Annotated in this window: 23 protein-coding genes; 17 read left to right on the top strand and 6 right to left on the bottom strand. The window is 56.7% G+C overall.

Annotated elements, in window-relative coordinates:
• Nucleotides 1-423 precede the first annotated feature (423 nt).
• On the top strand, nucleotides 424-1,512 hold the full coding sequence (locus QQJ86_RS12300) for an aromatic ring-hydroxylating oxygenase subunit alpha (protein WP_284321239.1): 1,089 nt from the start codon (nucleotides 424-426) through the stop codon (nucleotides 1,510-1,512).
• Entirely contained in the window at nucleotides 1,509-2,798 is a 1,290-nt protein-coding gene (locus QQJ86_RS12295; RefSeq protein WP_284321238.1) for an amino acid permease, read from the top strand. Before QQJ86_RS12300 ends, QQJ86_RS12295 begins: the two co-directional genes overlap by 4 nt.
• Nucleotides 2,799-2,849: 51 nt before the next feature.
• Here QQJ86_RS12295 and QQJ86_RS12290 read toward each other — a convergent pair whose 3' ends face one another.
• Nucleotides 2,850-4,091, bottom strand: coding sequence for a pectate lyase family protein (locus QQJ86_RS12290; protein ID WP_284321237.1), 1,242 nt, complete (start codon nucleotides 4,089-4,091; stop codon nucleotides 2,850-2,852).
• Nucleotides 4,092-4,548: 457 nt separating this feature from the next.
• On the opposite strand from QQJ86_RS12290, the gene QQJ86_RS12285 reads away from it, so the two are divergent.
• The 5 genes from QQJ86_RS12285 to QQJ86_RS12265 all read left to right on the top strand — a co-directional run bounded on the left by QQJ86_RS12285 (nucleotide 4,549) and on the right by QQJ86_RS12265 (nucleotide 9,830).
• The gene (locus QQJ86_RS12285; protein WP_284321236.1) at nucleotides 4,549-5,469 is read left to right on the top strand and encodes a polysaccharide deacetylase family protein; all 921 of its coding nucleotides are present in this window, start codon (nucleotides 4,549-4,551) and stop codon (nucleotides 5,467-5,469) included.
• Nucleotides 5,466-6,740 (top strand): putative glycoside hydrolase, encoded by a 1,275-nt coding sequence (locus tag QQJ86_RS12280; protein WP_284321235.1) that lies wholly within the window; start codon nucleotides 5,466-5,468, stop codon nucleotides 6,738-6,740. The genes QQJ86_RS12285 and QQJ86_RS12280 overlap by 4 nt, the downstream gene beginning before the upstream one ends.
• A gap of 41 nt (nucleotides 6,741-6,781) precedes the next feature.
• Nucleotides 6,782-9,082, top strand: coding sequence for an exo-beta-N-acetylmuramidase NamZ domain-containing protein (locus QQJ86_RS12275; protein WP_284321234.1), 2,301 nt, complete (start codon nucleotides 6,782-6,784; stop codon nucleotides 9,080-9,082).
• Nucleotides 9,083-9,181: 99 nt separating this feature from the next.
• Entirely contained in the window at nucleotides 9,182-9,472 is a 291-nt protein-coding gene (locus QQJ86_RS12270; RefSeq protein ID WP_284321233.1) for a DUF1330 domain-containing protein, read from the top strand.
• Between the two features lie 67 nt (nucleotides 9,473-9,539).
• Complete coding sequence (locus tag QQJ86_RS12265) at nucleotides 9,540-9,830, top strand: hypothetical protein (protein ID WP_284321232.1); 291 nt, start codon at nucleotides 9,540-9,542, stop codon at nucleotides 9,828-9,830.
• Nucleotides 9,831-9,907: 77 nt separating this feature from the next.
• Here the strand turns inward: QQJ86_RS12265 and QQJ86_RS12260 are convergent, their stop codons facing one another.
• Nucleotides 9,908-10,297, bottom strand: a complete 390-nt coding sequence (locus tag QQJ86_RS12260) for a hypothetical protein (protein ID WP_284321231.1) — start codon at nucleotides 10,295-10,297, stop codon at nucleotides 9,908-9,910.
• A gap of 180 nt (nucleotides 10,298-10,477) precedes the next feature.
• Between QQJ86_RS12260 and QQJ86_RS12255 the strand changes: the two genes are divergently transcribed.
• The 3 genes from QQJ86_RS12255 to QQJ86_RS12245 all read left to right on the top strand — a co-directional run bounded on the left by QQJ86_RS12255 (nucleotide 10,478) and on the right by QQJ86_RS12245 (nucleotide 12,749).
• Nucleotides 10,478-10,732: a hypothetical protein gene (locus QQJ86_RS12255; protein ID WP_284321230.1), complete on the top strand. Its 255-nt coding sequence runs from the start codon at nucleotides 10,478-10,480 to the stop codon at nucleotides 10,730-10,732.
• A 22-nt stretch (nucleotides 10,733-10,754) separates the two neighbouring features.
• Nucleotides 10,755-10,949 (top strand): HAD hydrolase-like protein, encoded by a 195-nt coding sequence (locus tag QQJ86_RS12250; protein WP_345782818.1) that lies wholly within the window; start codon nucleotides 10,755-10,757, stop codon nucleotides 10,947-10,949.
• 519 nt (nucleotides 10,950-11,468) lie between these two features.
• The gene (locus tag QQJ86_RS12245; protein ID WP_284321229.1) at nucleotides 11,469-12,749 is read left to right on the top strand and encodes a Vgb family protein; all 1,281 of its coding nucleotides are present in this window, start codon (nucleotides 11,469-11,471) and stop codon (nucleotides 12,747-12,749) included.
• 217 nt (nucleotides 12,750-12,966) lie between these two features.
• On the opposite strand, the gene QQJ86_RS12240 is transcribed toward QQJ86_RS12245, so the two are convergent.
• The 3 genes from QQJ86_RS12240 to QQJ86_RS12230 form a co-directional block, all read right to left on the bottom strand.
• The gene (locus tag QQJ86_RS12240) at nucleotides 12,967-13,749 is read right to left on the bottom strand and encodes an aldolase (protein ID WP_284321228.1); all 783 of its coding nucleotides are present in this window, start codon (nucleotides 13,747-13,749) and stop codon (nucleotides 12,967-12,969) included.
• A gap of 58 nt (nucleotides 13,750-13,807) precedes the next feature.
• Entirely contained in the window at nucleotides 13,808-14,074 is a 267-nt protein-coding gene (locus tag QQJ86_RS12235) for a cupin domain-containing protein (protein WP_284321227.1), read from the bottom strand.
• A gap of 411 nt (nucleotides 14,075-14,485) precedes the next feature.
• A complete protein-coding gene (locus tag QQJ86_RS12230) occupies nucleotides 14,486-15,106 on the bottom strand; it encodes a TetR/AcrR family transcriptional regulator (protein ID WP_284321226.1) in 621 nt (206 codons plus the stop codon).
• 156 nt (nucleotides 15,107-15,262) lie between these two features.
• Here QQJ86_RS12230 and QQJ86_RS12225 point away from each other — a divergent pair, with 156 nt between their 5' ends.
• On the top strand, nucleotides 15,263-15,688 hold the full coding sequence (locus tag QQJ86_RS12225; RefSeq protein ID WP_284321225.1) for a hypothetical protein: 426 nt from the start codon (nucleotides 15,263-15,265) through the stop codon (nucleotides 15,686-15,688).
• A gap of 159 nt (nucleotides 15,689-15,847) precedes the next feature.
• Here the strand turns inward: QQJ86_RS12225 and QQJ86_RS12220 are convergent, their stop codons facing one another.
• Nucleotides 15,848-16,450: a TetR/AcrR family transcriptional regulator gene (locus QQJ86_RS12220; protein WP_284321224.1), complete on the bottom strand. Its 603-nt coding sequence runs from the start codon at nucleotides 16,448-16,450 to the stop codon at nucleotides 15,848-15,850.
• 940 nt (nucleotides 16,451-17,390) lie between these two features.
• On the opposite strand from QQJ86_RS12220, the gene QQJ86_RS12215 reads away from it, so the two are divergent.
• The 6 genes from QQJ86_RS12215 to QQJ86_RS12190 all read left to right on the top strand — a co-directional run bounded on the left by QQJ86_RS12215 (nucleotide 17,391) and on the right by QQJ86_RS12190 (nucleotide 25,255).
• Complete coding sequence (locus QQJ86_RS12215) at nucleotides 17,391-19,727, top strand: beta-propeller fold lactonase family protein (RefSeq protein WP_284321223.1); 2,337 nt, start codon at nucleotides 17,391-17,393, stop codon at nucleotides 19,725-19,727.
• 95 nt (nucleotides 19,728-19,822) lie between these two features.
• On the top strand, nucleotides 19,823-20,317 hold the full coding sequence (locus QQJ86_RS12210; RefSeq protein WP_284321222.1) for a GlcG/HbpS family heme-binding protein: 495 nt from the start codon (nucleotides 19,823-19,825) through the stop codon (nucleotides 20,315-20,317).
• A 144-nt stretch (nucleotides 20,318-20,461) separates the two neighbouring features.
• Nucleotides 20,462-22,108, top strand: coding sequence for an AMP-binding protein (locus QQJ86_RS12205; protein WP_345782817.1), 1,647 nt, complete (start codon nucleotides 20,462-20,464; stop codon nucleotides 22,106-22,108).
• A gap of 36 nt (nucleotides 22,109-22,144) precedes the next feature.
• Nucleotides 22,145-23,155, top strand: coding sequence for an iron-containing redox enzyme family protein (locus tag QQJ86_RS12200; protein WP_284321221.1), 1,011 nt, complete (start codon nucleotides 22,145-22,147; stop codon nucleotides 23,153-23,155).
• Nucleotides 23,156-23,238: 83 nt separating this feature from the next.
• A complete protein-coding gene (locus QQJ86_RS12195; protein ID WP_284321220.1) occupies nucleotides 23,239-24,786 on the top strand; it encodes an NAD(P)/FAD-dependent oxidoreductase in 1,548 nt (515 codons plus the stop codon).
• Nucleotides 24,776-25,255, top strand: coding sequence for a flavin reductase family protein (locus QQJ86_RS12190; protein WP_284321219.1), 480 nt, complete (start codon nucleotides 24,776-24,778; stop codon nucleotides 25,253-25,255). The genes QQJ86_RS12195 and QQJ86_RS12190 overlap by 11 nt, the downstream gene beginning before the upstream one ends.
• The last annotated feature ends 267 nt before the right edge of the window (nucleotides 25,256-25,522 follow it).

Below are 25,522 nucleotides of genomic sequence, written 5' to 3'. Positions count from 1 at the left end.
CCGCAAAGAAAAGTGACTCGGGCCCTTTAGGGTCCGAAAGCTCCGAAAGCTCCGAAAGCGCCGCAGGCAATCCCCCAACACCACGACATACCCAGCTGAGGCGAGACACTAATCAGGTCGAAGGGAGAGGGGCTCACCCAGTGAGTTTTCGAGTCGCCGCACATCAAGAAGTGTCAACTAGCCCAATGGGCAGCTGTGCTTCCGCTGATCGCAGAAATTTTTTCCGGACAGCTAATGGGCCTTCGCCGGAATGACGGTAAGGAGTGATTGGAACGTCTCGAAAAGTTCGCAAAAGTATGGGCAAAAGTATCCGAGTGCTCGGCAAGAGCCCCAGACCAAAGCGCGACTAACCGCCCACCATCCGCATTGATGCTGCACCGCAGTTCGATAAATACTCGGCCATCACTGCTGCCAGGTATCGCAATGGTCGAGTTACTTTCCCCTGACGCACTCGCCTCGCAGCAGCTGGATCATGCGCTAACCCTGCCGGCCCGTTTCTACACCGACGCGCGCATGCCGGCGTTGGATGCATCGGCGATCTTCGCGCGCAGTTGGCAACTGGTATGCCATCAATCGCAACTGTCAGGTGTGGGCGATCATGTGGTTACACAGATTGCAGGACTACCGTTGCTGATCGTGCGCAGCGACACATCGAGCATTCGCGCTTTCCACAACGTATGCCGGCATCGCGCAGGGCCGATCGCCAGTTGCAACGGGCGCGGTGCGCAAAACCTGCGTTGCCGTTACCACGGCTGGACTTATGGCTTGGATGGCGTATTGCGCGGCGCGCCTGAAATGGGGCGCACGCCGGACTTCAATCCTGCGGACATCCGTCTTCCCGAAGTCCGCGTGCATGTGTGGCAAGGTCTGGTGTTCGTCGCTATAGGCGAAGCGGCGCCGTTCGACGCATTCGTCGACGGTATCGATGCGCGCCTGGGTCCGCATCGCGCGTTGGATGGTTACGAATTTCATCATCGCGTCAGCTACGACGTGGCCTGCAACTGGAAGGTTTACGTCGACAACTACCTCGAAGGCTACCACGTGCCGTGCATCCACCCCGGCTTGAACAGCTTGCTCGATTACCGCAGCTACATCACCGAGACGGCCGAATGGTATTCCTTCCAGTTCAGTCCGCTTGAAAGCGGCGATGATCTCTACGGCAGCGGGGAAGCGCTGTATTACTTCCTGTATCCGAACGCCATGCTCAATATCCTGCCTGGCCGCCTGCAGACCAATCGGGTGTTGCCGATAGGCGTGGATCGCTGCCGGGTGGAGTTCGATTTTTATTACGCGCCGGATAGTAGCGCAGAAGCACAAACGCGGCGTGCCAAAGACATCGACTTCAGTGACGAAGTGCAGGATGAAGACGTCACCATTTGCGAAGAGGTCCAACGCGGACTGGCTTCCGGTTCCTATGAAGCCGGCCGATTGAATCCGCTGCGTGAAAACGCCGTGCATCATTTTCACGAAATGGTGCGTCGCGCCTATCGCGATACGCTTGCTCACGCATGAGTACCCACCGGCGGTCGCTCGGACTATGGATGCTTATCGCGCTGGTCATCGGCAACATCATCGGGTCAGGCGTATTCGTTTTGCCGGCAGCGTTGGCGCCTTATGGTGCTGCAAGCTTGCTTGGATGGGGCATCAGCCTCGGCGGTGCGTTGATGCTGGCACTGGTGTACGCATGGCTGGCGCAGATCGTCCCTAACTATGGCGGTGCCTACGCCTATGCGCGTCGCGCGTTTGGGGATGGCGTGGGCTTTGTTGCAGCCTGGAGCTATTGGGTTTGCGTGTGGTGCGCGAACGCGGCGATTGCCGTGGCGTTTGCCGGCAGTCTCGGTTCCGTGTGGCCGGCAGCCACCGCGACACCGTTGCGCAGCGCGTTGTGCTCATTAGCTGCGTTATGGGTCTGCACCTTCATCAGTTTGTCCGGCGTGCGCGAAGTCGGTTATACGGCCATCGTCACTACCTTGCTCAAGCTGGTGCCGCTCATCGTGTTCGGATTGCTTGGATTGGGCTGGGTGCATGCGAGCGCCTTTCATCCCTTCAATGCCAGCGGCCTGCCCTTGGTGCACGTGACATCGTCGGTGGCTGCGCTGACGCTGTGGGCGTTCCTCGGCATGGAAACGGCAACGGTACCAACGGGCGTTGTGCGTGATCCGCAGCGCACCGTGCCGCGTGCGACGGTGATCGGCATGACTATCGCAGGGGTTGCCACCATGCTGGCGTGCACCGTGGTGGTCGGCATGCTTCCGGCGGACGTGCTGCACGCATCGGCAGCACCGATGGCTGAAGCAGCAAGACGTGTGTGGGGCGATTGGGCCGGCATAGCAATAGGTGTCGTCGCCACCATTTCCTGCTTCGGTGCGCTCAACGGCTGGGTACTGTTGCAAGCGCAGACGACGCTTGCTCCCGCACTGGATGGCTTGTTCCCCAAACCGTTCGCTCGCCTGGACAAGCGTGGTACGCCGTGGTTCGGTTTGTTGCTCAGCAGTGTGCTGGCGAGCACGCTGATTGTTTCCAACTACAGTCGCACGCTGGTGGCGCTGTTTACGTTCACCATTTTGCTTTCCATTGCCGCGACGCTATTGCCCTATCTGATAACCGTGCTGGCGTGGTGGCGAATCGATCATGCCAGCAGCCGATGGCGGAAAGGCGTGGCACTTGGCGCGCTCGCTTTCAGCGTATGGGCGCTGATTGGTACTGGCGCGGAGACGTTGATGTGGGGTGCAGTGTTGGTGCTCGCCGGGTTGCCGATTTACATGTGGCAGCGCCGAACGATCAAGCAGCCTGGCTAGAACGCAAACCCGGGCAGGAATGACTGCTGCCCGGGTTGCGCATGACTTCACTTAGATACCGCTTACTTCGATGTGACCAGGGCCAGCTTGCGCCTGGACCACGGCGCGAACTTGGCTGGCCTTGTACGGATGTACCAAGTACGGCGAGCCCTTAAACGCCTGCAATACGGTTACGTCCTGATCAAAACCGCTGACATTGGACGTGCCCACGATGAGGTTGGTGCCGCAATTGCGCTTCAGTGCTTGCAGGCACGGTATCTGCGCCCAATGCGGTCCGCTGATGAGTCCAAAAACGCTTCCCACTTGTTCCGGATCGGAATTTTTGAGAATCGGCATGGGAACTTGGTCGTAGAAATTGGCTTCAACGAGCACATCGATACCGTTGTAGGCATTCAAGCCATGCCCGTACACGGACCCGTCCTGGAAATAATTGTTCACGATCTGAAAGACACCGTGCCCGGTGGAACCGTTCGCCGTGATGATCGGCGCACGGCCGGCAAAGTGGTGAACCCAATTGTTCACGATCGTGACGCTTTGATCGCTGCTCTCAAACAGCATGTTCCAATAGTGATCCCCGTCACCGTAAGCGGCGTAAGGGGTGCTGCCGTCGAAGTCATTCCATGAAACCGTCACGTGCGTCACTGGGCCGAAGCCTGCGGCGATCATTTGACGGCCGATCATGAAGAACTTGTTGTGGTCGATCCAGACATTGTCGACGCCGTCCAGCGTGACGGCATCGCCCGCGAAAATAACGCTCGGGTTGATGTCCTGGATCGTCAGGTTGCGAATGACGACGTTCTTGACGTCGACCAACCGAAGGCCACGGCCTTCGATAATCGCCTTGCCGTCGATGCTCGTAACCGTCTTGTTCGAACCGACCAACAACGGGTCGTTCCCGACCTTGTCGTAAGGAATCTGCGACGTCGTAAAACCGTTGCAATGCGTGTCACTGCTATTCAACAGCACCAGCGCCTCGGTTTTATTAGGGTACGGATCGCAGCCAAGTCCGGAGGTTGTGCCCTCCGCGCCGCGGAAGTCGATCGTTCCGGAGATCACGATGGTGCGCGCAGTATCGTCCGCGCACAGTCCTTCTGCATTGAGACTGCCGCACAGCGCGCTTTGCAGCTGAGCTGGGGTGGTAACGGTGACGACCTCTCCGTTGGCGCCGCCGGTCGTATCGTGTCCGAATCCTTCCGGAACATCCGTGGCAAATACAGTTTGAGTTGCACAGCCGGAGGCGATAAGCCCCATGGCCGCAATGGTTTTTACAAGCGTACGGTTTCTTGACAGCATCGGCTTCGCTCTCTGTGCGTGGCTTAATGGTCATTGCGGTAGTGGCACACGTACCCCTCCCATGTGCCCGGCGACTCTAGGCTTTCACAGACATTCACGTACATTTCACAATGCGGCCACACGGCTATCTCTTTGAGACAGCAGTACGGTTCGGTGAAGTGCGACACAAAGCATTCGCTACGCAGCTTGAGGCGCCAGTCAGAGCGCAACACGTCATGTGCTGAAATGACTTGCGGACAGAGTTCTCTCCCTAACGAACTTATTACTTTCCTCGTAAACAGAGGAGCGCAGGAGCGCAGGAGCGGGGGGCAGGCGAATGCCGCACCCAAGGTCACCCGCGCAGGGAATGGTTCTTGCATCGTCTTTCTGTGACAACACTTGCGCGCAAGCGCCACCAAGTGGCGTTCGCACGCAGGATTGATCTGCCACATCGGAACGATCCCGCAGCACATACAAGATGGAAGCACTCACTCAGGCGCTGGTCGTCGCCATCATTGGGGGCGTGCAGGAGGTCGACAGGTATGGAAAAGGCATGCTGTGCATCGACGGGCGCGGTGCGCGTATGAACGGCGGGATACGTCGACTTTGCATCCTGCTGACCTGCTTGTGCGGCCTCGCGTGGCTTGCCGCTGGCTACGCGCAGACTCGCGAAGTCAGCGTCGCCATCCTCGTGTATCACCGTTTTTCCGACACGCTGGACGATTCGATGACGGTGCGCGTTACGACGTTCGAAGCGCAGTTGCGCTTTCTGAACGAGCATGGGTACCACATCGTGCCGCTGCGTGATGCAGTCAACGCGTTGCGTGACCCCGCGGCCGTGTTGCCGGCAAAACCCGTGGTGATCACCGTCGACGATGGCCATCGTTCGGTGTTCGAGCGGCTCTTGCCCATCGTGCTGCGCGACCGCTTTCCGGTAACGCTATTCATCTATCCATCGGCGATTTCCAACGCGTCGTATGCGCTCAGCTGGGACCAGTTGCGCTCTCTCCGGCAGACCGGATGGTTCGATATCCAGTCGCATACCTACTGGCATCCCAACTTCAAGGTCGAACGCAGGCACCGCACCCCGGCGGATTTCCGGGAATTCGTGCGTTGGCAATTAGACGCCTCGCGGCGGCGGATCGAGTCCGAAACCGGCGCCCGCGTGGATATGCTCGCCTGGCCGTTCGGCATTCACGACGATGAACTGGCCGCACTTGCGGCCGATGAGGGCTACGTGGCGGCCTTTACTCTGGAGGCTCGCAAGGCGGATCGCCATGCGTCATTACTCGCACTACCGCGTTTTCTGATGGTGGATGCTTATGGGCCGCATGCGCTAGCGCACTTGCTGGGCGAAGCAGACGTGCAACCCACGCCGACGGCAGGGAGTGCACGATGATCCGTTCACGCCCGCGGAAGCTGCACGCCATGCTTGCGGCGTTTGCCGTTTGCGCACAGCTGGCAAGCCCGGCGGTCCTCGCCGTGACCGGCGTCGTCATCGACGCGAGTACGCTGAACCCTGTGGCCGGCGCCATCGTCACCACTTCTGCCGGGGTGACGCGTACCGACGAATACGGGCGATTCGATACCGCTCAAACGGTGGCAAGCATCGCCGCGCGTGCGCCGGGCTATTTGCGTGCCGAGGTGAAGGTGTCCGACGACGCGCCTGTAACACTGACGTTGACGCCATTTCGGCCCAAGGCCGTCTATCTGTCGGTGTACGGCATAACCAGCACGACGCTGCGCAACCAAGCCCTCAGCCTGGTGATGCAGCACACCGCGATCAATGCGTTCGTCATCGATGTAAAGGGCGACCGCGGCCTGACTCCTTACCGAAGCCAGGCACGCGAGGCGATTGGCGCAGCGGCCAGGACGAGCCAGCGGGTAGCGTTTGCACAGGATTTTCCGTCGCTGCTTGCCGATCTGCACGCGCGGCATCTGTATGTGATCGCGCGTATCGTGGTGTTCAAGGACGATCCGCTTGCCCTTGCGCATCCCGAGTGGAGCGTGCGCGACGCCAGCGGCAAGCTGTGGCGCGATCGTGAGGGCTTGCAATGGATGGATCCGCTTTCACACGACGTCTGGCAGCACAACATCGATATCGCCGAAGAGGCGGCCCGCATGGGCTTTGACGAAATCCAGTTCGATTATGTGCGTTTTCCCGACCAGCGTGGCCTGCGGTTTGCATTGCCGAATTCCCAGGCCAACCGCACGGCGGCGATCGTAGGTTTTCTGCAAGCCGCCCGCGCAAGGCTTGCACCCTACAACGTGTTCATCGCTGCCGACATTTTTGGTTACGTTTGCTGGAATCACAACGATACGGCCATCGGGCAGCAGATTGAGCTGCTCGGCGCGCCGCTCGATTACATCTCGCCGATGCTGTACCCGTCCGGCTTCACGTGGGGGCTGCCAGGCTTAGCCGACCCGGTGACCGATCCGGGGCAGATCGTCAGGCGTTCGCTGACGGAGGCGTTGCAGCGAACCCAGCTGCCGGGAGTACGCTTTCGTCCGTGGTTGCAGGCGTTTCGCGACTATGCGTTCGACCATCGCGCGTTCGACGCGGTGGCGATCCGGGCGCAAATCGATGCCGCTGAAGCAACCGGCTCCGACGGATGGATGCTATGGAATTCGCACAATCAGTACGAGGCAGACGATCTACCGCGCCAGTGAATGGCTTGCTCAAGTGTTGGATAGCGCTGGCCGGGCTCATCATGGCAGCGCAGTCTGTGGGCGCTGCCGAGCTGGATGTCTCCGCGCAACAGCAACTGCAGCAAATCGTCGACGGGCAGATTGCTGCGGGACGCATCCCCGGTGCGGTGATCGTGATGGGCGATGCCGAACACGTGTTCTACCGCGAAGCATTTGGCCAGCGCGCTACGGTACCGCAAGCCGAAGCCATGACGCTGGATACCGAGTTCGATCTCGCCTCACTCACCAAGGTGATTGCGACGACCACCGCGATCCTGCAACTGGCTGAGGCGGGCCGCATCGATCTGAATGCGCCCGTTGCGCAGTATTGGCCTGCTTTTTCGGCCTACGGCAAGCGGGCGATTACGGTACGCCAGCTGCTCACGCACACATCGGGCCTGCGGCCAGACTTGTCGGCCCGCCCGTCTGCACCGGGCAGGCAAGGGGTGCTACACGCGATCGCGGAGGAACGTCCACGGAGTGCACCAGGGGTACGGGTTATCTACAGCGACCTCAATTTCGTCGTGCTTGGCGAATTGGTTCAGCGCATCACACATCAATCGCTGGACGCCTATTGCCGCGCTCACATCTTCATGCCGCTCGGCATGCAGAACACGACATTCCTGCCCGACGCAGCGTTGGCCGCGCGTAGCGCGCCGACCACGGCGGATCTCATCGGCATGCGTCGCGGACGGGTTCACGATCCGACCGCAAGCTGGATGGGCGGTGTATCCGGTAACGCGGGTTTGTTTTCCGACGCCGACGATCTCGCGCACTTCGCGCAGATGGTGCTCAACGATGGGCGCGTCGACCAACAACACATTTTGCAACCAGCGAGCATCACTGCGCTGGCAACCGCTGCTTCGCCACTTTCGACCACCCCGTGGCGAGGCCTCGGATGGGAACTGGCTGCGCCTTTCGTCGCGAACCAGGACCGCGTACCGCCGATCGGAGCCATCGGTCACACGGGCTACACCGGTACGGGATTGTGGATCGATCTGACGACGCGGCAGTTCGTGGTGATTCTGACCAACCGTGTGCATCCCAACGACAGCGGTGACGCGCGGCCGCTTCGTGCACAGGTGCTCGCGCTGCTGGCAAGCCGCACAGCGCCTTTGTCCGTCGCCGACATCAGTCACCTGGTGCCATGGGCACAGCCAGCACAGCAAGTAGCAGCGCGCCTGCCGACTTCAACGGGTCCGGTGCAGACCGGCATCGACGTGCTCGAAGCGCAGCAGTTCTCACCGCTTAAGGGTATGCGCATCGGCTTGATTACCAACCGCAGCGGTTTCGATGCGCAAGGCCGGCGCACCGTCGATGTACTCGCACATGCACCGAACGTCACGCTCGCAGCGCTGTTCTCGCCGGAGCATGGATTGAACACCGACGTCGATGCACCTGTCGGTGAAACGCGTGATGCTGCAACAGGCCTTGTCGTCCACAGTTTGTACGGCACGAATAAGCACTTCCCCGCGAGTTCGCTCGATGGACTGGATGCGCTGGTTTTCGACATCCAGGATGCCGGCGTACGCTTCTTCACTTACGAAACCACGCTCGGCTATGCGCTCGAAGCCGCGGCGGCCCACCACATCCCCTTGTTCGTGTTGGATCGGCCGGACCCACTTGGCGCGGACCGGTTCGGGGGCCCGGTCCGTGATGCGGGGCACGAATCGTTCACCGGTTATTTCCCGCTGCCGCTGCAACCCGGCATGACGGTGGGTGAGCTGGCGGATCTGTTCAATCGGGAAAAGCACATCCATGCGGATCTGCGTGTCGTTCCGATGAGCGGGTATCGACGTTCGATGCGCTTCGCGGACACTGGCTTGGGCTGGGTGCCTCTCTCGCCCAATTTGCGCACACCGGCGCAACTGGAACTGTACCCGGATGTTGGCTTGCTCGAAGGCGCGGAGCTGAGTGTGGGTCGCGGCACGCCGCATCCGTTCCAATGGATCGGTGCGCCGTGGATCGATGCGAAAAAGCTGGCGAGCGCACTGAATGCACTCAATGTCGGCGCGCATTTCGAAGCGATCGATTTCGTTCCGACCGAATCCACCTGGGCAGGCCGGCTTTGTCATGGCGTGAGTATCGAACTCGATGCGGCGCAAACCCATCGCCCGGTTGCGCGGGTGGGGCTGGCACTGTTGTCGACGCTATACGCGCTCTATCCGGCTGAGTTCAACATCATCGCAACACGTGGCTCGCTCGGCTCGGCGGCAATTTGGCAGGCGATCCATGACCGCGCAACGCTCGACACGCTTGAAGCGATGGAAGCCGAACAGAACGCAAACTTTACTAAGTTGCGGGAGCAACATCTGCGTTATTGACGATAGGTTGGCGTGCAAACGTATCCAGATTGAAATGTTGGGGTTCGCACCCCAACGTACACCCGCAGACTAATTAGACGGATACAACGGAGGAAGACGATGGCAACTGCCTATTGGATAGTGACGTTCCGATCGATCTCGGATCAGGCGGGTGTAGACAGGTACGCCGCTGCAGCAGGCCCGGTCATCAAGGCTCACGGTGGTCGAGTGCTGGCAGCTGGCTTGCCTGCTTCCGCACATGAAGCAGGCCTGTCACAGCGTGTTGCTCTCGTCGAGTTCGACAACCTCAGCGCAGCCGAAGCCGCATATCGCAGCGCGGATTATCAGGCAACGGTGCAGTACCTCGTCGGCGCGGCCGAGCGGGATGTCCGCATCATCGAAGGCCTATAGAGTGCTTTGCGTTTTACTGTTCCTTCGAGCGTATAGTGCAATGTGACCCGCAGCCGGGAGCGCATGTATGAGCGCCAACACATTCACGCGGCCAAGCGCTTTGGTACCCCTGATGATGTCATTGGTTGCGCTGACCATTGTTCTGGGCCACATCATGTTCTTTGGTACGGCACGCGAGGCGGATGAAGGGGCTGCCGCTCATCTATTCCAGCTGCTCATGGCCGGCCAGCTTCCCATCGTTGCGTTTTTCGCCTTCAAATGGCTTCGACGCACGCCCAAAGATGCGTTGGTGGTTTTGGCCTCACAGGCATTGGCGGTCGTAATCGCGTGTGCACCGGTTTGGTATTTCAACTTGTGAATGTCTTTATTAAAGATACTTAGTATCCGGCCACGACGATCTATTGAGAGGTTTGACATCCATCTGCGTCTGGACGGTCAACGGGAGCGAACGCGTAACCAGTTGAGGAAGATGTCTTCCCCCTTGTCCCCAACACGGTGGCCCTCGCGTTCTTCGATCACCACGCCCAGGCGTGTCGATGTCTTGCCGCTCGTCTGGTTATTCACCTGTACCTCTTCGCCATGCGGAAGAGGGAAATGGGTGATCAGCACCATGACTTCATCGTGATCGGAAATCAGAAGCGCAGGCTTGCTGACATTGCTGGCGCTGAATCCGCAGGCGATTCGGATCTGCACGTTCTGCGGCGGCAGGGGATTTCGCTGATCGATGTTCCAGTCGTCGACCTTCTTCAGAAGATCGTTGAGCTTTGGATCGTTCCAATCCACGTTGCCGACCGAGACGCCCGAACGTGTCTTGTCATGTCCCATATTGGCCCCCTTTCGTTCCGGTCAAAGCCGACGCGACCACGGGCGATCCATGCTGGCAACCTCACAGCCTTGCCTACGCCAGGAAAACGATTGCGTGGCAGGAATGCTCGGGAATCAAATTAGCACGATCGCCACCCGCCCGCACTGGAATTCTGCTGCTGGGTAGCAGGATATCGACACGTGCTCGAATCGCATGCTTGCGGTGCCGCGCCACTCTTTAGGCAGAGCTGGGCCATCACTCCGTCATATGACTTTGGACAATCGTTCGGCGCCTTCTTCCCGGTTGCGCTCATTAACATCTTTCTAAGAGAACTGCGCGTGTTCCCTGCTCAACCAGCTAAGCCCGCCGATCGCCATACAGGCATCATCTTTGATCTTGATGGAACACTGGTTGATACCGTAGTGCCCGGGTGGGTGGCGACGATCTCCATGTGAAAAAGCCGGGGGTCCCGCACCGCTGCTGCATACGGCGGAAAGAATCTCAGTCTTGCCGAAGGACTGCCTGGTCGTCGGCGATTCCATCAATGATGTTGAATCGGCTCGATCCGCCGGCATGACGATGGCTGACGTGCACTACGGATATAACCATGGCGAAGACATCAGGATGAGCAAACCGGATCTGGTCATCGGTTCCCTACTCGAACTCGTTTAGCAGTCCGCATATCTCGCCACCGGATCAGCTAATTGAGTGCTCCATTGCGTATTGAATTTATTGGTTCGCTGCAAGTAATGGTCGTACTTCGGTCGCATAGATGACATACGTAGCAGTCATTGTGTAAGTGATGGCGATGATCGCTGGATCGTTTCAAATCGGAATCACGCTTATGACTCTTCTTCGCCGCCGACTTCACATGGGATTCACTGCACTGTTGACTAAATAGTGTTCGTTATTTAGACTCAAATAACGACCGTTATTCTGTCGATTGCACTCGGGGGTCACCAAGTGCTGTCTTAATGTCATATCCGGGGTTCCTATCGTACGCCCTGGTTATCGATGAGTTGTGCGCGTTTTGTAATAGAGATTCAGGATCTTCCAATTTGTACGGCGAATGCATGTCCGCAATTGAAGTGGAAGGATTTTTGGTGGGCAAAAGTTATTCAATGTGAATCATTCGAGTCACATTTTTGAAAAATAGTATTAATCAATTATCCCATTAAGAAGGAGCTTTTTATGTTTCCGCGCGTTTTTTTATCCAAAGTCCGCACAAAAGCATTTCAGCTTTTAACTGCGACGGTCTTGATTGGAGCAGGCGTTGCGTCGCAGGCTGGCTATTGCAGCGATGTCAACAATCCAAACGCCAATTTCTTCATCAGCAGTTTTGGCAGCAACCAATTGATGATGTTCAGCGAGACGGGCGCCTTCCTCAAGGTCGTCTATCCCATGGACGGACCGGTGGCATCCCAGATCGGCTTTGACGGTGATCTGTTCGTGTCTGCCAATCTTGGAGGACAGGTTCTGCGTTTCGACGGCTTTACCGGCGCATATAAAGGCGTGTTCATCGACAAGGGAGTAGGTGGCCTGACGAATCCGTCGGCACCGAACTTTGGCCCTGACAATCTGGTGTATGTCGGTGATGCGGCAACCAATCGCGTGTTGCGCTATGACAGGCACGGAAACTTCATCGACATCTTTGCAGGGCCGGGCAGCCGCTGGGACAGCCCGAACTACCCCGCCTTGAGCGGTCCTTTCATGAACACGTTTGATGACAAGTACATGTACATCGCCAGCGCGAATAACAACAGCGTTATTCGCTACGATCTGAAGACAGGGGAACCCAGCTATTTTGTGCCGCCAGGTTCCGGCGGCCTCAAGGGCCCGATCGGTCTGGAAATCGGTCCGGACGGCAATTTCTACGTCACGTCGACGGACAATCGGGTGCTGCGTTACAAGCAGGGTACCGGCGAATTCATGGACGCGTTTATTCCCGCTGGCAGTGGCGGTCTCTCGGTGCCGCGTGCGGTCCGTTTTTCAGGCCCCAATAGCAACCTCTACATCATCAGCTTGGGGACAGATCAGGTCCTGGAGTTCGATCGGGAAACCGGTGCGTTTGTTCGGGTCGTAGCGAACGGAGCGCCCTACGGGCTGTCCACGGCGAAAGGACTCACCCTTACGCCGACGCCCATCTTCAACGTCTACGCCAAAGTTGATGATCACGCTCCCTTCCTTGGTGTCAGCAACTTCAAGCATGTGTGCATTGAACATAGCCTTCAGGATTACAGCGATCCCTCGCCGCAAGTGAAGTTGGTGTCCATCGTTTCCACGGACACAAGTCTTGATATGACAAAGGCGGTACGCAACGCGCACTTTGGTCAAGCGGACTACGGTTTTGATCTGGACTTTTCCAACAGCACCGGCGCCGACCAGCACTACACGATCGAATACATCGCGACCAACAATCATGGCCTTACCAAAATCGCCACGACCGAGGTTGATGTCCCACCGCAGCAATAAGCACGTCGGCTTCGGATAAGCCGCGCGGTTGGCTTGTTGTGTTGATTGATCCCATGCGGAATGCCTTCATCCCGACTCGCACCATGAGGCATTCGACACGCATATATGCTTGCTGGCCATTTATAGGGAAGTTCGGTCATCGAGTGGTGGTTGCGCACGCACATCGAAATGCGATGGTCCGGCCCGTGGGCACTATGGCCCACGGGCTTATCGCGTTTTAAGTCACACAATCGGCATGTGTACGTAGCGCACCTCGCGCATAGTAGGCAAAGGTTGCGGCGTAACGCTTCTCCGTGGTCATCCAGGCCCTGGCCTCCCGCGCCAAGTCAGGATCAATAGGTTTGATGTCGCCTGCACTCATGGCCATGAGCTGGGCTTTAGCCGCTCGTTCGAGCAGAAGCGAGAGAACGCAGGCCTCCTCGACGGTTCTGCCCGCAACGAGATAGCCGTGATGAGCCAGAAGAATGCTGCGTTTGTCGCCAATGGCGTGCGTAATAATCTCACCTTCTTCATTTCCCACCGGCACGCCTGGCCATGTACCGAGGAACGCGCAATCGTCGTAAAGCGGGCAATAGTCCATGTGGGATACGACCAGGGGTGTCTCAAGCATGGAAAGCGCCGTGACATGCGGTGAATGCGCGTGAACGATGCAATTGACATCCGCGCGATGGAGATAGAGCCAAGCATGAAAACGGTTTGCGGGGTTTGGCATGCCGTGGCCGTCAATGACGTCAAGATCCTCATCGACGTGCACCAGATTGCTCTGGCGTATTTCTTCCAGCCCGAGGCCGAATTGTTGGGTGTAGAAGGTGCTGTGCGGAGCAGCGCGAGCACTGACTTGACCGGCCAGCGATGAGCCGTGGCCGGCATCGAAAAGTATCCGGCAAGTCAAAGCAAGCCTTTGGCGGAGCGTCCACGTCTGATCTACAAGCGCGTGCCGCATTTTTTCATGTGCTCTGCTGATGATTTCGGATTTCGCGTCGTTGAATGTCGTCGCCATGTGGTGGACCCGAGATAATGAATTGGATGGTGTGTGTCGCCGCTAGAAGATCACCGGGCTATGGAGCCGTGGTATAGGCTTGATCAGCGTGTAGATTGGTGAAGATCAGGAATCGAAGCACTTTGCTTTTGTCTGGATTGCGAAAGACGGTGTGCGGCACATTCGGCAAGTCCTGCAGCGTGTCACCTGCGCGATAAAGTTTCGGAACATCGTGTCCATAGGCTGATTCGGCCGTTCCTTCGATGATGTAGTTGAGGCCTGCAACAGGATGGTGATGCAACGGCGCAGACACGCCCGGCTGAAAAGTCACCAGGATCAGTTCCATGCTTTGATCGGAGCCTGGGATAGGGCGGCGTTCGAGTACGGTGCGGGTTATGGGCGGTGCGTTGGATGCGCCTGCTGCACACGCAGATGTTGGGGTGAAGGTAAAGCTCGCACAAAGCATCATCGACAAAGCGAGTGCGCGGATGATGGCGGTTAGCGTGCTAGCTATTGGCCCGAAGTAAAAAGACCTGTGATGCACAATTTGCGAAAAAGACATAAGCATCTCCAATATCCAATTTGGTCGATGATGAGTAAGGATCTTTCACACCGCCTTATCGTCATCCCATTGGCGAAAGCTCGGATCCAGCGTCTTTTCTGCACCGAAGCCACTGGATCCAAGCTTTTGCTGGGATGACGAGCAAAAACATAGGAAATCCCACTATCAGCGCGGATTTCTTCCTGCCAACGAAGCTCACGTGACCGATTCACGAATCAGCGGTGGCTCCTTCGTCAAGCAATGAGGCTCGAGCGCAATCGCGGCCGTGCGGACAGCCGTGGCTATCTCGTCGCTTACAACAGGATCACGTACCGCGCGGGCGAGGGTTACACCACCAACAAGCAACGCAAGCAGCGCGATCGCCCGCTCGCATCGGGCGCCTGGCAGTCCTGCGAATTCCGCGGTCATTGCTTCGACGATGGCATGCAGGTTCGTTTCGTAGGCCTGCCGTGCGCCGTCGTCCGCACGGGCGACATCCGACGAAAGACTTTGCAAGGCACAACTGTTAGCCAAGTCGCAGGTACGACGATCGCCCAGGTAGAAGTCGATCAACTGTGTCTGCCAGTTGTTTCCATGCTGCTGGCGCGTGTGCTCGATGTACCGCCTGAGATCGTCCATGCCAACGGCTATCGCCTCGCGAAAGGCGTCCGCCTTCGACCGGAAATGCGCATAGAAAGCACCGGACGTAACAGCCGCCTCCTGGGTGAGCCCATCGACGGTCGAGCCGCCAAATCCATGGCTGCGAAACACCCGCCCTGCGCTGCGCAGGACGTTCGCCCTGGTTCCCTCTCTCTTCCGGCCGGTTCGGTGTGCCATGCGACGCCCCAGATAACGATCGAAATTTCAGGCTTGACGAGATAACGATCGTTATATATAACGATCGTTACGTAACGGTCGTTACTTTATATGACGATCGTGACGTGGGCACAAGAGCGCTGGTTTGACTAATCATTCGAAACAAGGAGTTATTCAATGCCTATCTTAGTCGAGGTATCCAAGGGCCTTCTTACCCAGGAAGGCGAGCGTGAGGTGTTTCCGAAAATTGCGGCTGCCCTGTTGGAGGCGCACGGCCTGACCGGCAATTCGTTCATGACCCCGAACGTGATCGGGCATGTGAGCGTGAAGCCGGAGTCGGAATGCTTCGTGGGCGGCAAGTCGCAGTCGCTGGCCGTCGTCGAAGTGACCGTCCCGGCCATCACCTTCCCGAATGGCCAGGTGGCTCAGAAGTTCATCGGTGAGGTCACGGACATCATTGATACGTACAAGGCAAAGCCGCATCCGCGCGAGCGTACGTACGTCGTGGTGAAGCACGCGGTCGACGGGCCGTGGGGTATCGGCGGTAAAGCCTACTCGAACGCCGATCTGGGCGCGGCGATCCAGAAGGCCGCAATGGCGTAATCAGGAGATATGCAGGAACGTGTGTGAGTACGTGCCAAGGATGGATGGCAGCGAATCAGGCACAGGACGTGCTTGATTCGCTAACCCGTACTCAGGCGTGTGCTGAGCTATACGAACCGAAATGGCGAGCGCAGCAGCGTGCCGGCTTTGGCGCGCGGACTACTTTTTCTTCCTGATCTTCTTCTGCTCGGTGAATGTTGGCAGCAGAATTTGCAGCGCGCTGTCTGCGATTTTCTGCGAAAGCGCCTTGCTGGAAACGGCGCGCGCCATCGTGACGGTGCCCGTCAGCAATGCAAGCGCTGCGTAAGCAGATTCTTCGTTAGGCGGCGCGATGGGTGACGGTGGTCCCGCGGCGATTGCCTTGGCGACGCCACGAAGTTCCTTTTCAAATTCGCCGCGAAGCGATTCGTCCAGACGAGCCACTTCGGGCGGAAGACTCTGCAGGGCGCAGCTTTCCGACAAATTGCAGGTGCGCTTGGTGCTCAGGTAGAACACCACGAATTCGGGCCACCACGCAGCACCGTGTTCGGCTTGGAGATGCAACACGTAGTCGTGCAATTCGGTCATGCCTTGCAGCATCGATTCGCGAAAGGCTGCTTTCTTGGAGTCAAAATGCACGTAGAAAGCACCAGACGTCATGCCGGCTTCCTTGGCCAAACCGTCTACACCAATGCCGCCATAGCCACCGCGTCGGAATCCGCGGCCGGCAGCGTCGACGATGCGTTGGCGCGTGAGTTTCTTTTGCTCTTCTCTGTAAACCATGGCTTGAAAATCGTTTTGAAATGGGTGGTCCGATGCTGTTGACAGCATAGCGATCGTTATGTAAGCTCAAAGAACGATAGTTATGTGAAGTCGGCGATCTGCTGGTACTGGCATCGGTTTGGGGGCGGTTGGAGGACTTGTTGCTTGATTAGCAGGGAGGCGATGGGGCTTTAATGACAGCGTCAATAAACGACTACGACGTAAGTCATACGGCTCAGATTATTACCGACCACCTGTTGTGAATGATGCACAGATTTGTCTCGTTTTAAAGTTAAGACCGCTGTACTTCATGTAATTTGAGCGTAACACCCAGTCATTAGTAATGCAATAGTATTTGCTATACGCTTATTAAATTAAAACGCCTACTTTAATTGGCGATTGGTTTAAATAAGTTACCGTATTTAATGACGGTAACGCGGTGGTAATTACGCCTTATTTTTTTATAGATTATTCTGCGTGCTTTCTTCTCTTTGGAATGGCGGATGAAATCTGCCAGCGCCATGGCACGCGATAGTGATGCGTTGCGTTCGTAACTAGAAACATACTGATATGAAGTCGGCTTCGCATGAAGCTGAAGAGCTGTTTCGACCATGTAACGGTCGAATGTCGCAGTGGCGGTATGGCCAGGCGAAAGGCTGCTCGACGCCTGGCGGAATCATAAGTGTCAGAACGATATACGGATTATTAAAACCATTGGCGCATGGAGCTAGACAATATGTTTCCTGTGTGTGGCGGTCTTGTTCTCAAGGCGAGGCAACGATGCTGGGCGATCCTACGGGTCGCGGCATGCCTGGCTTTTTTTCTTCCTCCAGTCGTATATGCGCAAGCACGCGACTCTTCTAGACATGTGCGACCCACGGAAGACGGTCCGAGATCGAGTTATTCGAGCCCGATAGCACTCAGCGCGGATAACCAGTTTCTTTGGACGGTAAACCCGGATTTGAACAACGTCACGGTCATTCGCACCGATACGCAAAGCGTTGTTGCAAAGATCGCCGTTGGCAAGGAACCACAAAGCGTCGCGCTCTCGCCGGATGGGCGGTATGCGTACGTGGCCAATGCTGCCGATGGCACGTTGTCTGTCATCAAAGTGACCAGCCAGGATCCCAACCGCTTTGCCGCTTCGTTGGACCCGCAGAGCGTGCTGACGACAGGCGCGGAGCCGCGAAGCGTGGTTGTTTCGCCGGATGGAAGAAGAGTGTTCGTCGCAAATAGCAGCCAGGACACCATTACTTGGATCGATGCGAAGAGCAACGCCATTCTTGGCACGTTCGATCTTCGCAGCAGCGCATGCAATAACCCGGACCACGAGCGGCACTTTCAGCCAGGTGCATTGGCGGTAACCGAAGACAGTCGGTACTTGCTCGTTACCCGCTATCTGTCGTTCACATCGCAGGGCGGTGTGCAGCGGAACGACATGGGGAAAGAGGGTGTGGTCTGTCGGCTTAGCGTCGACACGCTGAGCACGTCAGGGGCTAGGCTCAGCAACCCGGTGGTTGTGCGAATGGCGCCACAAAACAGTGGCTTTCTAGATCAGAAAGGAAACGTCACTTATGCGTTTCCCAATCAGCTTCAGAGCATCGTTGTGCATGGCAATGCGGCCTATCTGCCGAATGTTGCCGCGTCGCCCTCCGGACCTCTCTACTATCAAACGGATACACAGGCATTCGTCAACGCTGTCGGTAATGTCGAAGGCAATCCTTCCGATGGAGGTGAGATCAATCTCCATCTCGGTGGACGGGTTCCTGAGCAAGGCAAGCAGGAGCTATATTTCGCCAACCCGGATGCGATCGCTTTTACCACGCGAGACGATGGCGGTTATGCCTATGTCGCCTCGGGCGGTAGCGACATCCTGGTGAAGCTGCAGGTTCAAAGTAACGGCGGGCTGGCCTTCACGGTCAATGACACAACGACACGCTACATCGACCTCGATAACCCGGATTCTCCCGCGACCAGTGGCGCCAACGCCGGCAAGAATCCGATCGGCCTGGTCATCAACGCCATCGGAAATACGGCTTACGTGCTGAACTACGTGTCGCGCAACGTATCTGTCGTCGATCTCGATACAGACAAAGTCGTCAAAGTCATTCCCACGGCGGACTTGCCGACGCCAGGATCCGAAGCCGAGAAGGTGCTGGTCGGCGCAGAATTGTTCTTCTCGTCGCGAGGCAATTTCGTAAACCCGTCAGGCATTGGCTCGAGTCGCGATCGCATGTCCGAAAAGGGACGTCAGAGCTGCGCCAGCTGCCATCCGCGCGGGCTCACGGATGGCGTGATCTGGCAGTTCAATACCGGGCCGCGGAAGACCTTGGCCATCAATGGAACCTTCAATCCGAGAAACATGCTGGATCAGCGCATCATTGATGCATCAGCCATCTTCGATGAATTGCAGGACGCTGACTTCAATACGCGAAACGTTTCGGGCCCAGGACCGTTGCCGGCGCCACTCCCATGCGTAGTTACTCCGGGATATCCAACCATTACACAGAGCACGATCGATCCGGAGCATGGTCTGGTGATCGGGCAGTGGCACGATTTCGCGGAAGCACCCTGTGTCATGACGCCTTTCAGCGTACCGAACGCAGGCAGGCCACAGCCAACCGTTATGCTGGCTGATAGCACAGTGGAAGTGCCGGCATTGGATGCGATGAGGGAGTGGCAACACTACGGTATTCGCACTCCCAACCGAGCGATGACCAAGCAGGAATTGGCGGCGCGAGGCGGTGATCCCTCAGGCGGCGTCGACGATACAGATATCGCACAAGGTCGGCAGATGTATCAGCGCGCCGGGTGCAGCAACTGCCATTCTTCTGGCAAGTGGAGTGCAAGCACCAAGAATTTCATGTCGCCGCCACCGGCTAGCGATATCGAAACGGAAGCGGCTTCGACCGGGGCCAACCAATCCCAGTTCATGTTCCAGTACTTGAAGAACATCAATTCCTATAGCTTGAACGCGGTCGGTTCCGGCAATGCCATCGATGGATATCCCGCCATCGGAGGAATCGAGATCGACAGCGCGGGGTTGAAAGCGCTTGGGTACGACTTCAACGGTGACGGTAAGGGCTCGGGCTACAGCATTTCGTCCATTCTCGGCACATATAACCTCCAGCCGTACTACCACAACGGAGCGTGCGAGACGTTGGGGTGTGTTGTGTCGGATACCAACCATCGCGACGCGGGGCTGTCTGGCCAAATGGATCCGATAGTCGATGAGCACGCCAAGATGGTGCTGATCAAATTCCTGGAATCTGTCGACGCTAATACAGATCCGTTCTGAGTGAACGGCGCGACATAAAAGCTCGTGTTTTTTGATTTGAACGGATTCGCATCACTGATCGGCACGTCTATAGATAACCATTTGCGGAGGTAGGTATGACGCGCGTCACGCTGTTGATGGCCGCTGTGCTGCTGGTATGCGGCAGCGCTTATTCCCAGGACTACACGCTCTCCATGAATACCGCATTGCAAGCTGCGCAAGAGGCGGTGAAATCCTGTGAGGCAAAGGGTTATCACGTAGGCGCGGCCGTCGTGGATGCCAGCGGCGAATTGCGTGTCTTCCTGAGAGGGGACATGAGCACCGTTCACACCAAAGATACGGCGTTCCGCAAAGCGTACACGGTGGTCACGCTGGGCCCGGTATTCAAATTCAACACCAGTTCGGAAGCGGCAGCGGCCTTCAATGGAAAGCCGAGCGAAGCATCCTTCCTGACCATTCCGAATATTGCGTTGCTGCCTGGTGCAGTGGCCATCAAAGACAACGGACGCATTGTTGCGGCACTCGGTGTCGGTGGCGCACCTGGTGGAGATAAAGACGAGGCGTGCGCTGCCGCTGGCGTCAAGGCGATCGAAGGAAGTTTGGTCAAGTAACGAATCATCACAGGCGTACCTAATAGAGCAGGTCGCTCGGGCTTGCTCTGAAAGAGGCGTGACGCCGCGTGCTGAGTGTTCAAAGCGTCGAGTAGTAACGAACAGGATGATGCTTGTTCATCCACCTTGCATTGAGGGAACGATGTGAAGAATTCGCACTGCTACACCAACTTGAGTCCAGTGACATTTTTGGAACGATGCGGCCGATACCTTTCGGATCAGGTAGCGGTCGTATCCTCCAGCGGACAGATGGACTTCGGAGGACTGCTTCGCCGTACTCGCCGCATGACGACGATGCTGCGGCACTTGGGCGTGGGTTATGGCGATAGGGTAGGGCTACTGGCGCTCAACTCCGCGCAGTCGATAGCCGCTCACTACGCGATTCCCGCTGTCGGCGGTGTGATCGTCTCCTTCAATCCGTGGATTCCATCGCAAGCGATCAAGAATCAAATTCTATACAGCGGCGCCAGAGTCATTCTGGCGAGCAACGCGTTGCTTCAGCAGCATCGTGACTTATTCATGGAGTTGTCGAGCCATATCGTGATGGCCATCGATGAGCCGATTGAATCAGGCCACATCGAGAACCGGTATTACCGATTTGAGGTGGATCAACATAAATTCGATTCGAATATTCCGCTGGACCGGTTCATTCGATCGGAAAACGATCCCATCGCCATCAACTTCACCTCCGGCACCACCGGTGATCCGAAAGGAGTCGTCTACAGCCATCGTGCCGCTTATCTGCACGCCTTGGGCCAGGTGATGATGATGAATCTCTCATTGTCATCGGTCTACTACTGGTCGTTGCCGATGTTCCACGTTAATGGCTGGGGGCACATGTGGGCGGCGACCGCCGTGGGTGCACGGCAGGTGGTGGACGAGCATATCGTCCAGCTGAATGCGAAATCGCTGAAGCAGAGCATCACTTCACATGGAGTCACGCATATGGCCGGTGCGCCGAGACTTCTGCGGCACCTGATGGACGAGATATTCGACGAGTCCATCCTCGATGGGCTAACCGTCATGACAGGCGGGGCGGCGCCGACGCCTGATTTGACCGAATCGATGAAACGGCGGGGCGTCAACATGATCCATCAATACGGTTTGAACGAGACTTGCGGGCCCTTTGTCGTCTGCGAAGCCAAGGGGAATTGGAGCGAATTGTCGACCGAGAGCCAAGTGAAGCTGCGATTGCGGCAAGGTATTGCAGGCATCCATGCGGGTGTTGGGCTCAGGGTAGTGGATAAAGACATGAATGACGTGCCCTGGGACGGTGTGTCCTTGGGTGAGGTGCTCATGTCAGGCAATACGGTGGCGCAGGGCTACTTTGACAATCCTGCCGCGACAGACGCCGTATTCAGGGACGGATGGTTTCACAGCGGTGATATGGCCGTCGTGCATCCGGATGGATACCTCGAAATCAAGGATCGACTGAAAGATCTTATTTACGTCGAAACCACCTATGGATGGGAAAACATTTCATCCATGGAAATCGAACATGTCGCAAGTCAATTACCGGGCATTAAGGATGTGGCTGTCGTTGGCGTCGACGGCAAAGGGCAAAAGCCGGTTATCGCGCTGTTTTATGAAAAATCCGTCCACGGCGACGTCGACGAAAAAATCATCTTTGATCATTGCAAGAAAAATCTTCCGGACTTCAAGGTGCCTGGTTACTTCCTGGAGGCGGCCATTCCCAAAACCGCTACGGGAAAAGTCATCAAAGGCATGCTGAAGGACGAGGTTATGAAGCGGCTATCGGCCGAAGATGCACGCGTTTTGAAATTGGTTTGACGCTATTCCCCTTAATTTCAACAAAATGGACTATATATGAATCAGCTGACTAGCAAACCTCAATCAAAGGTCGATGTGATCAAGTCCCTTGGCCACATCGGTGATTTCGACATCATCGTCAGGGAGGCGATCTCCAACAAGAAGTCCGCATTGTGGGGCGCGCTTCAGGAGACGCTCTTCCATCTGAACGTAAAGCTCATGTCTGAGGGCTTCGCGCTGGGAACAAAGCGGGGCGAGCTGGAATGGAAGATCCGGTCGATCGTCGAGGGCGTCGAAAACGAATTGCTGTCCAAGGCGGAAATCCCGGTGCAAATCACTGATCCGGCCGAGTTCATCACCTGGCTCAAGACGAAGATCCATGAGCATCCGGTCAACAACCATGAATTATTCAAATACTTTGACAACGATGATTTGAGCAGCGAGGAAATCAGGTATTTCCTGTCGAATTATCGCGTCAACATGCAGCGATTCCATCTTCATGTGGCCGCTTACAGCCTCTTTGTGCCGTTCCAGATGCGTGAAGAGCTGTACGAAAATCTGTATGACGAATTCGGCCAGGGCGACTTCGAACAGGCGCATCCCAATCTCTACGAACCGCTGATGGACTATTTCGGTGGTGCCCGCGAAGAAGATTGGAATCCCGAAACCTTCCACCTGCTCAATACCAAGATGGCCCTGTGCTGGTTTGCAGACGGCCTGCAGTACGGTCTGGGTGGCATGGGCGCGCTCGAACTTTCAATTCCCGCTCAGCAGCGCCGCATGCTGGCGCACTTCCGCCGTCGTGGACTGACGGAGCCGATGCTGAAGTACTTCGTGGTTCATTGCGAATGCGATGAAGCGCACGGCGACGGCTGGTTTGCTGCGGGACTTCCGTACATCAAGACGCGCGAGGACTTCAAGAAGGTCTATATCGCTGCGATGCGCATGCTGGCTGCACGTGCTGGCGTCTATGACGGCATCGTGAGGGGCATCCTCAAGCGCAGGGCGGAAATGAAGGGACGGCACGCCTCGGTTGATCGGGTCGATCAGCAAGAGCAAGTCGCTTAATACGCCGACTACAACGTTGGAAAGGTGAACTTCCGTCGCCCGGCGACGGAAGACGGCCGGTGGCTACCTGTTAACCAAAGGACATGATGATGAAACGATATGACGTGACCGTTATTGGCAGCGGTATGGGCGGAAGCGCTTGTGCGCTCGTATTGAAGAGGCTTGGCTACAAGGTTCTGCTTATTGAGCGCGGCACGCATCCGCGATTTGCGTTGGGTGAATCCGGCACGCCCGCGTTGAGCAGGAAGATGCGCTTCATCAGCCGCACCTATGACATTCCCGAACTTGAAGAGATGGCGACCTATGACGCCATCAAGGCGTCCGAAGATGGATTTCTTTGCGGCCCAAAGGAAATGTTCCAATACTTCGTCCACCAGAAAGGGCAAACGCAGCCGGGCCAATTCGGCGCCTTCCCTGAAGTCATCGTGCAGACGCCGGAAGTGGACGCCCAGTACAACCGAGCAGCGTCGGACAAACACCTGATGGAAGTCGCCGTCAAATACGGCGTCGAGTACTCCGACGAAACCAGTGTCGAAGACATCGAGTTTCATGACGATCGCGTCGACATTGCCTGCAAAAAGCACGACAAGAGCTATGTCGTGGTCAGCGATTTCGTCGTGGATGCAACGGGTTTCAATTCGGTGATCGGCAAGAAGAAGAACCTGAAGCTGCAAGGCGAAGCGGTGGGCACGCCGCTGAAAAGCCGCTGCATCTTCAGCCATTTCAAAGATATCGGATCGTTTGACGAGGTGATCAACAATTGCCCGTCCAAACAGCCTGATCTGTCACCGGTGCCGCGCTCCCGCGCGACACAGCATCATTGCTTTGACGGTGGCTGGCTCTGGTTCATTCCGTTTGATAACGGTGTCACCAGTATTGGCGTCAATCTCGATGTCGATCTGTACCCCATGAACGACAAGGAAGGCGAAGCGGAATTTTGGGAAATCATCGACCAGTATCCGATGATCTCCAACATGCTGAAAGGCCGCGAAACCTTGATGCCATTCATCAAGACCAACCGCCTTCAGTTCATCAACAAGGAGCTGGCCGGCGACCGTTGGGCCATGCTGCCTGCTTCGGCGTATGCACTCGATGCATGGTTCAGCACGGGCTTGGCGGCGACGTTCATGTCTGTCCATCGCCTGGTGGACATTCTGCACAACCGCATGCTTCCCAAGAAGCAGTTCGACAAGAAGCTGTTGCTTGATTACGAGCTGTCCATCCGGAAGGAATACTTCCACGTCGCCAAGATGGTGGATGGCATGTACAAGTCGTTCAAGCACTTCGATATCTTCAAGAACTACTGCTTCTTCTGCTTCATGGGCACCGAGTCCTATCTTGAGAAGGGCGGTGCCGGGAAGGCGGTAGATCTCAACCACCTTCTGTTGAGCGCGGGCGACGAAGACTTCGTCCAGAAGTTCGAGGCGATCTACGCGAAGATCGTGGAGTACTCCAAGTATGAGACGGTGAGCGACGAAGATGTCGAGGCGCTCGCCAAGTTCATACGGGAGGACATGAAGCCGTTCAACTTCAGGAAGTACGGTAGCCCCGAAATGCACAGCGTGCATCCACGGCGGCCACTGAATATGGTCGAGTACGACGAGCCCAGAGAGCGTCGTCATGGAACTTGATGAGCGGCAATATCGCAATGCCCTGGGGCGGTTCACGACGGGTATATGCGTCGTGTCCGCGGTGAGCGAAGCGAATGCCCCGATAGCCATGACGATCAACTCTTTTTCATCGCTCTCACTGAGCCCATCGCTGGTTCAATGGAGTATCAAGAAGAAGTCGATGTGCTATCCACTCTTTTCACGGCTGGGCAGATACACGATAAGTGTCCTGTCCGACAAGCAGGCGCATATATCCCAGCGCTATGCGAAGCCGGGCGAGCATGCGATGCATCCGGATGACTATTCAAGTACCGAATCAGGTGTGCCTTATATAAGAGGTTCGTTGGCCCACTTCGTATGCAAGAGCTGGGGACAGATGGAGGCGGGCGATCACGATATTCTGATCGCTGCCGTCGAGGGGTTTTCCACGGATGCAGAAGGAAAACCGTTGGTCTTTTTCGGCGGTGGTTATCGTCCGCTGCTTATTTGATTGGTGCTATTAAAGTTTCTAATGAAACACCGGGTGTCGACTGATTGCGGAATCGCCAATGTCGGCACTAAGGCATTTGCTCGTCATCCCAGCGAAAGCTGGGATCCAGTGACTTTGATGCGTAGAAGACGATGGATCCCAGCTTTCGCCAATGGGATGACGACAAGGCAATACGAAAGATAACGACGAGCACGGGTGGGCTCAAGATTCTGTTGAGACCACTAAGAAGCGCCTTGGTCGCAAGCTATATCAAGCTCAATGTCACAT

Source organism: Dyella acidisoli, from assembly GCF_030160295.1.
Taxonomy (GTDB): Bacteria; Pseudomonadota; Gammaproteobacteria; order Xanthomonadales; family Rhodanobacteraceae; genus Dyella_B; species Dyella_B acidisoli.
The sequence above is the reverse complement of the archived record's forward strand: the minus strand, read 5'-3'. Positions and strand labels throughout refer to the sequence as shown.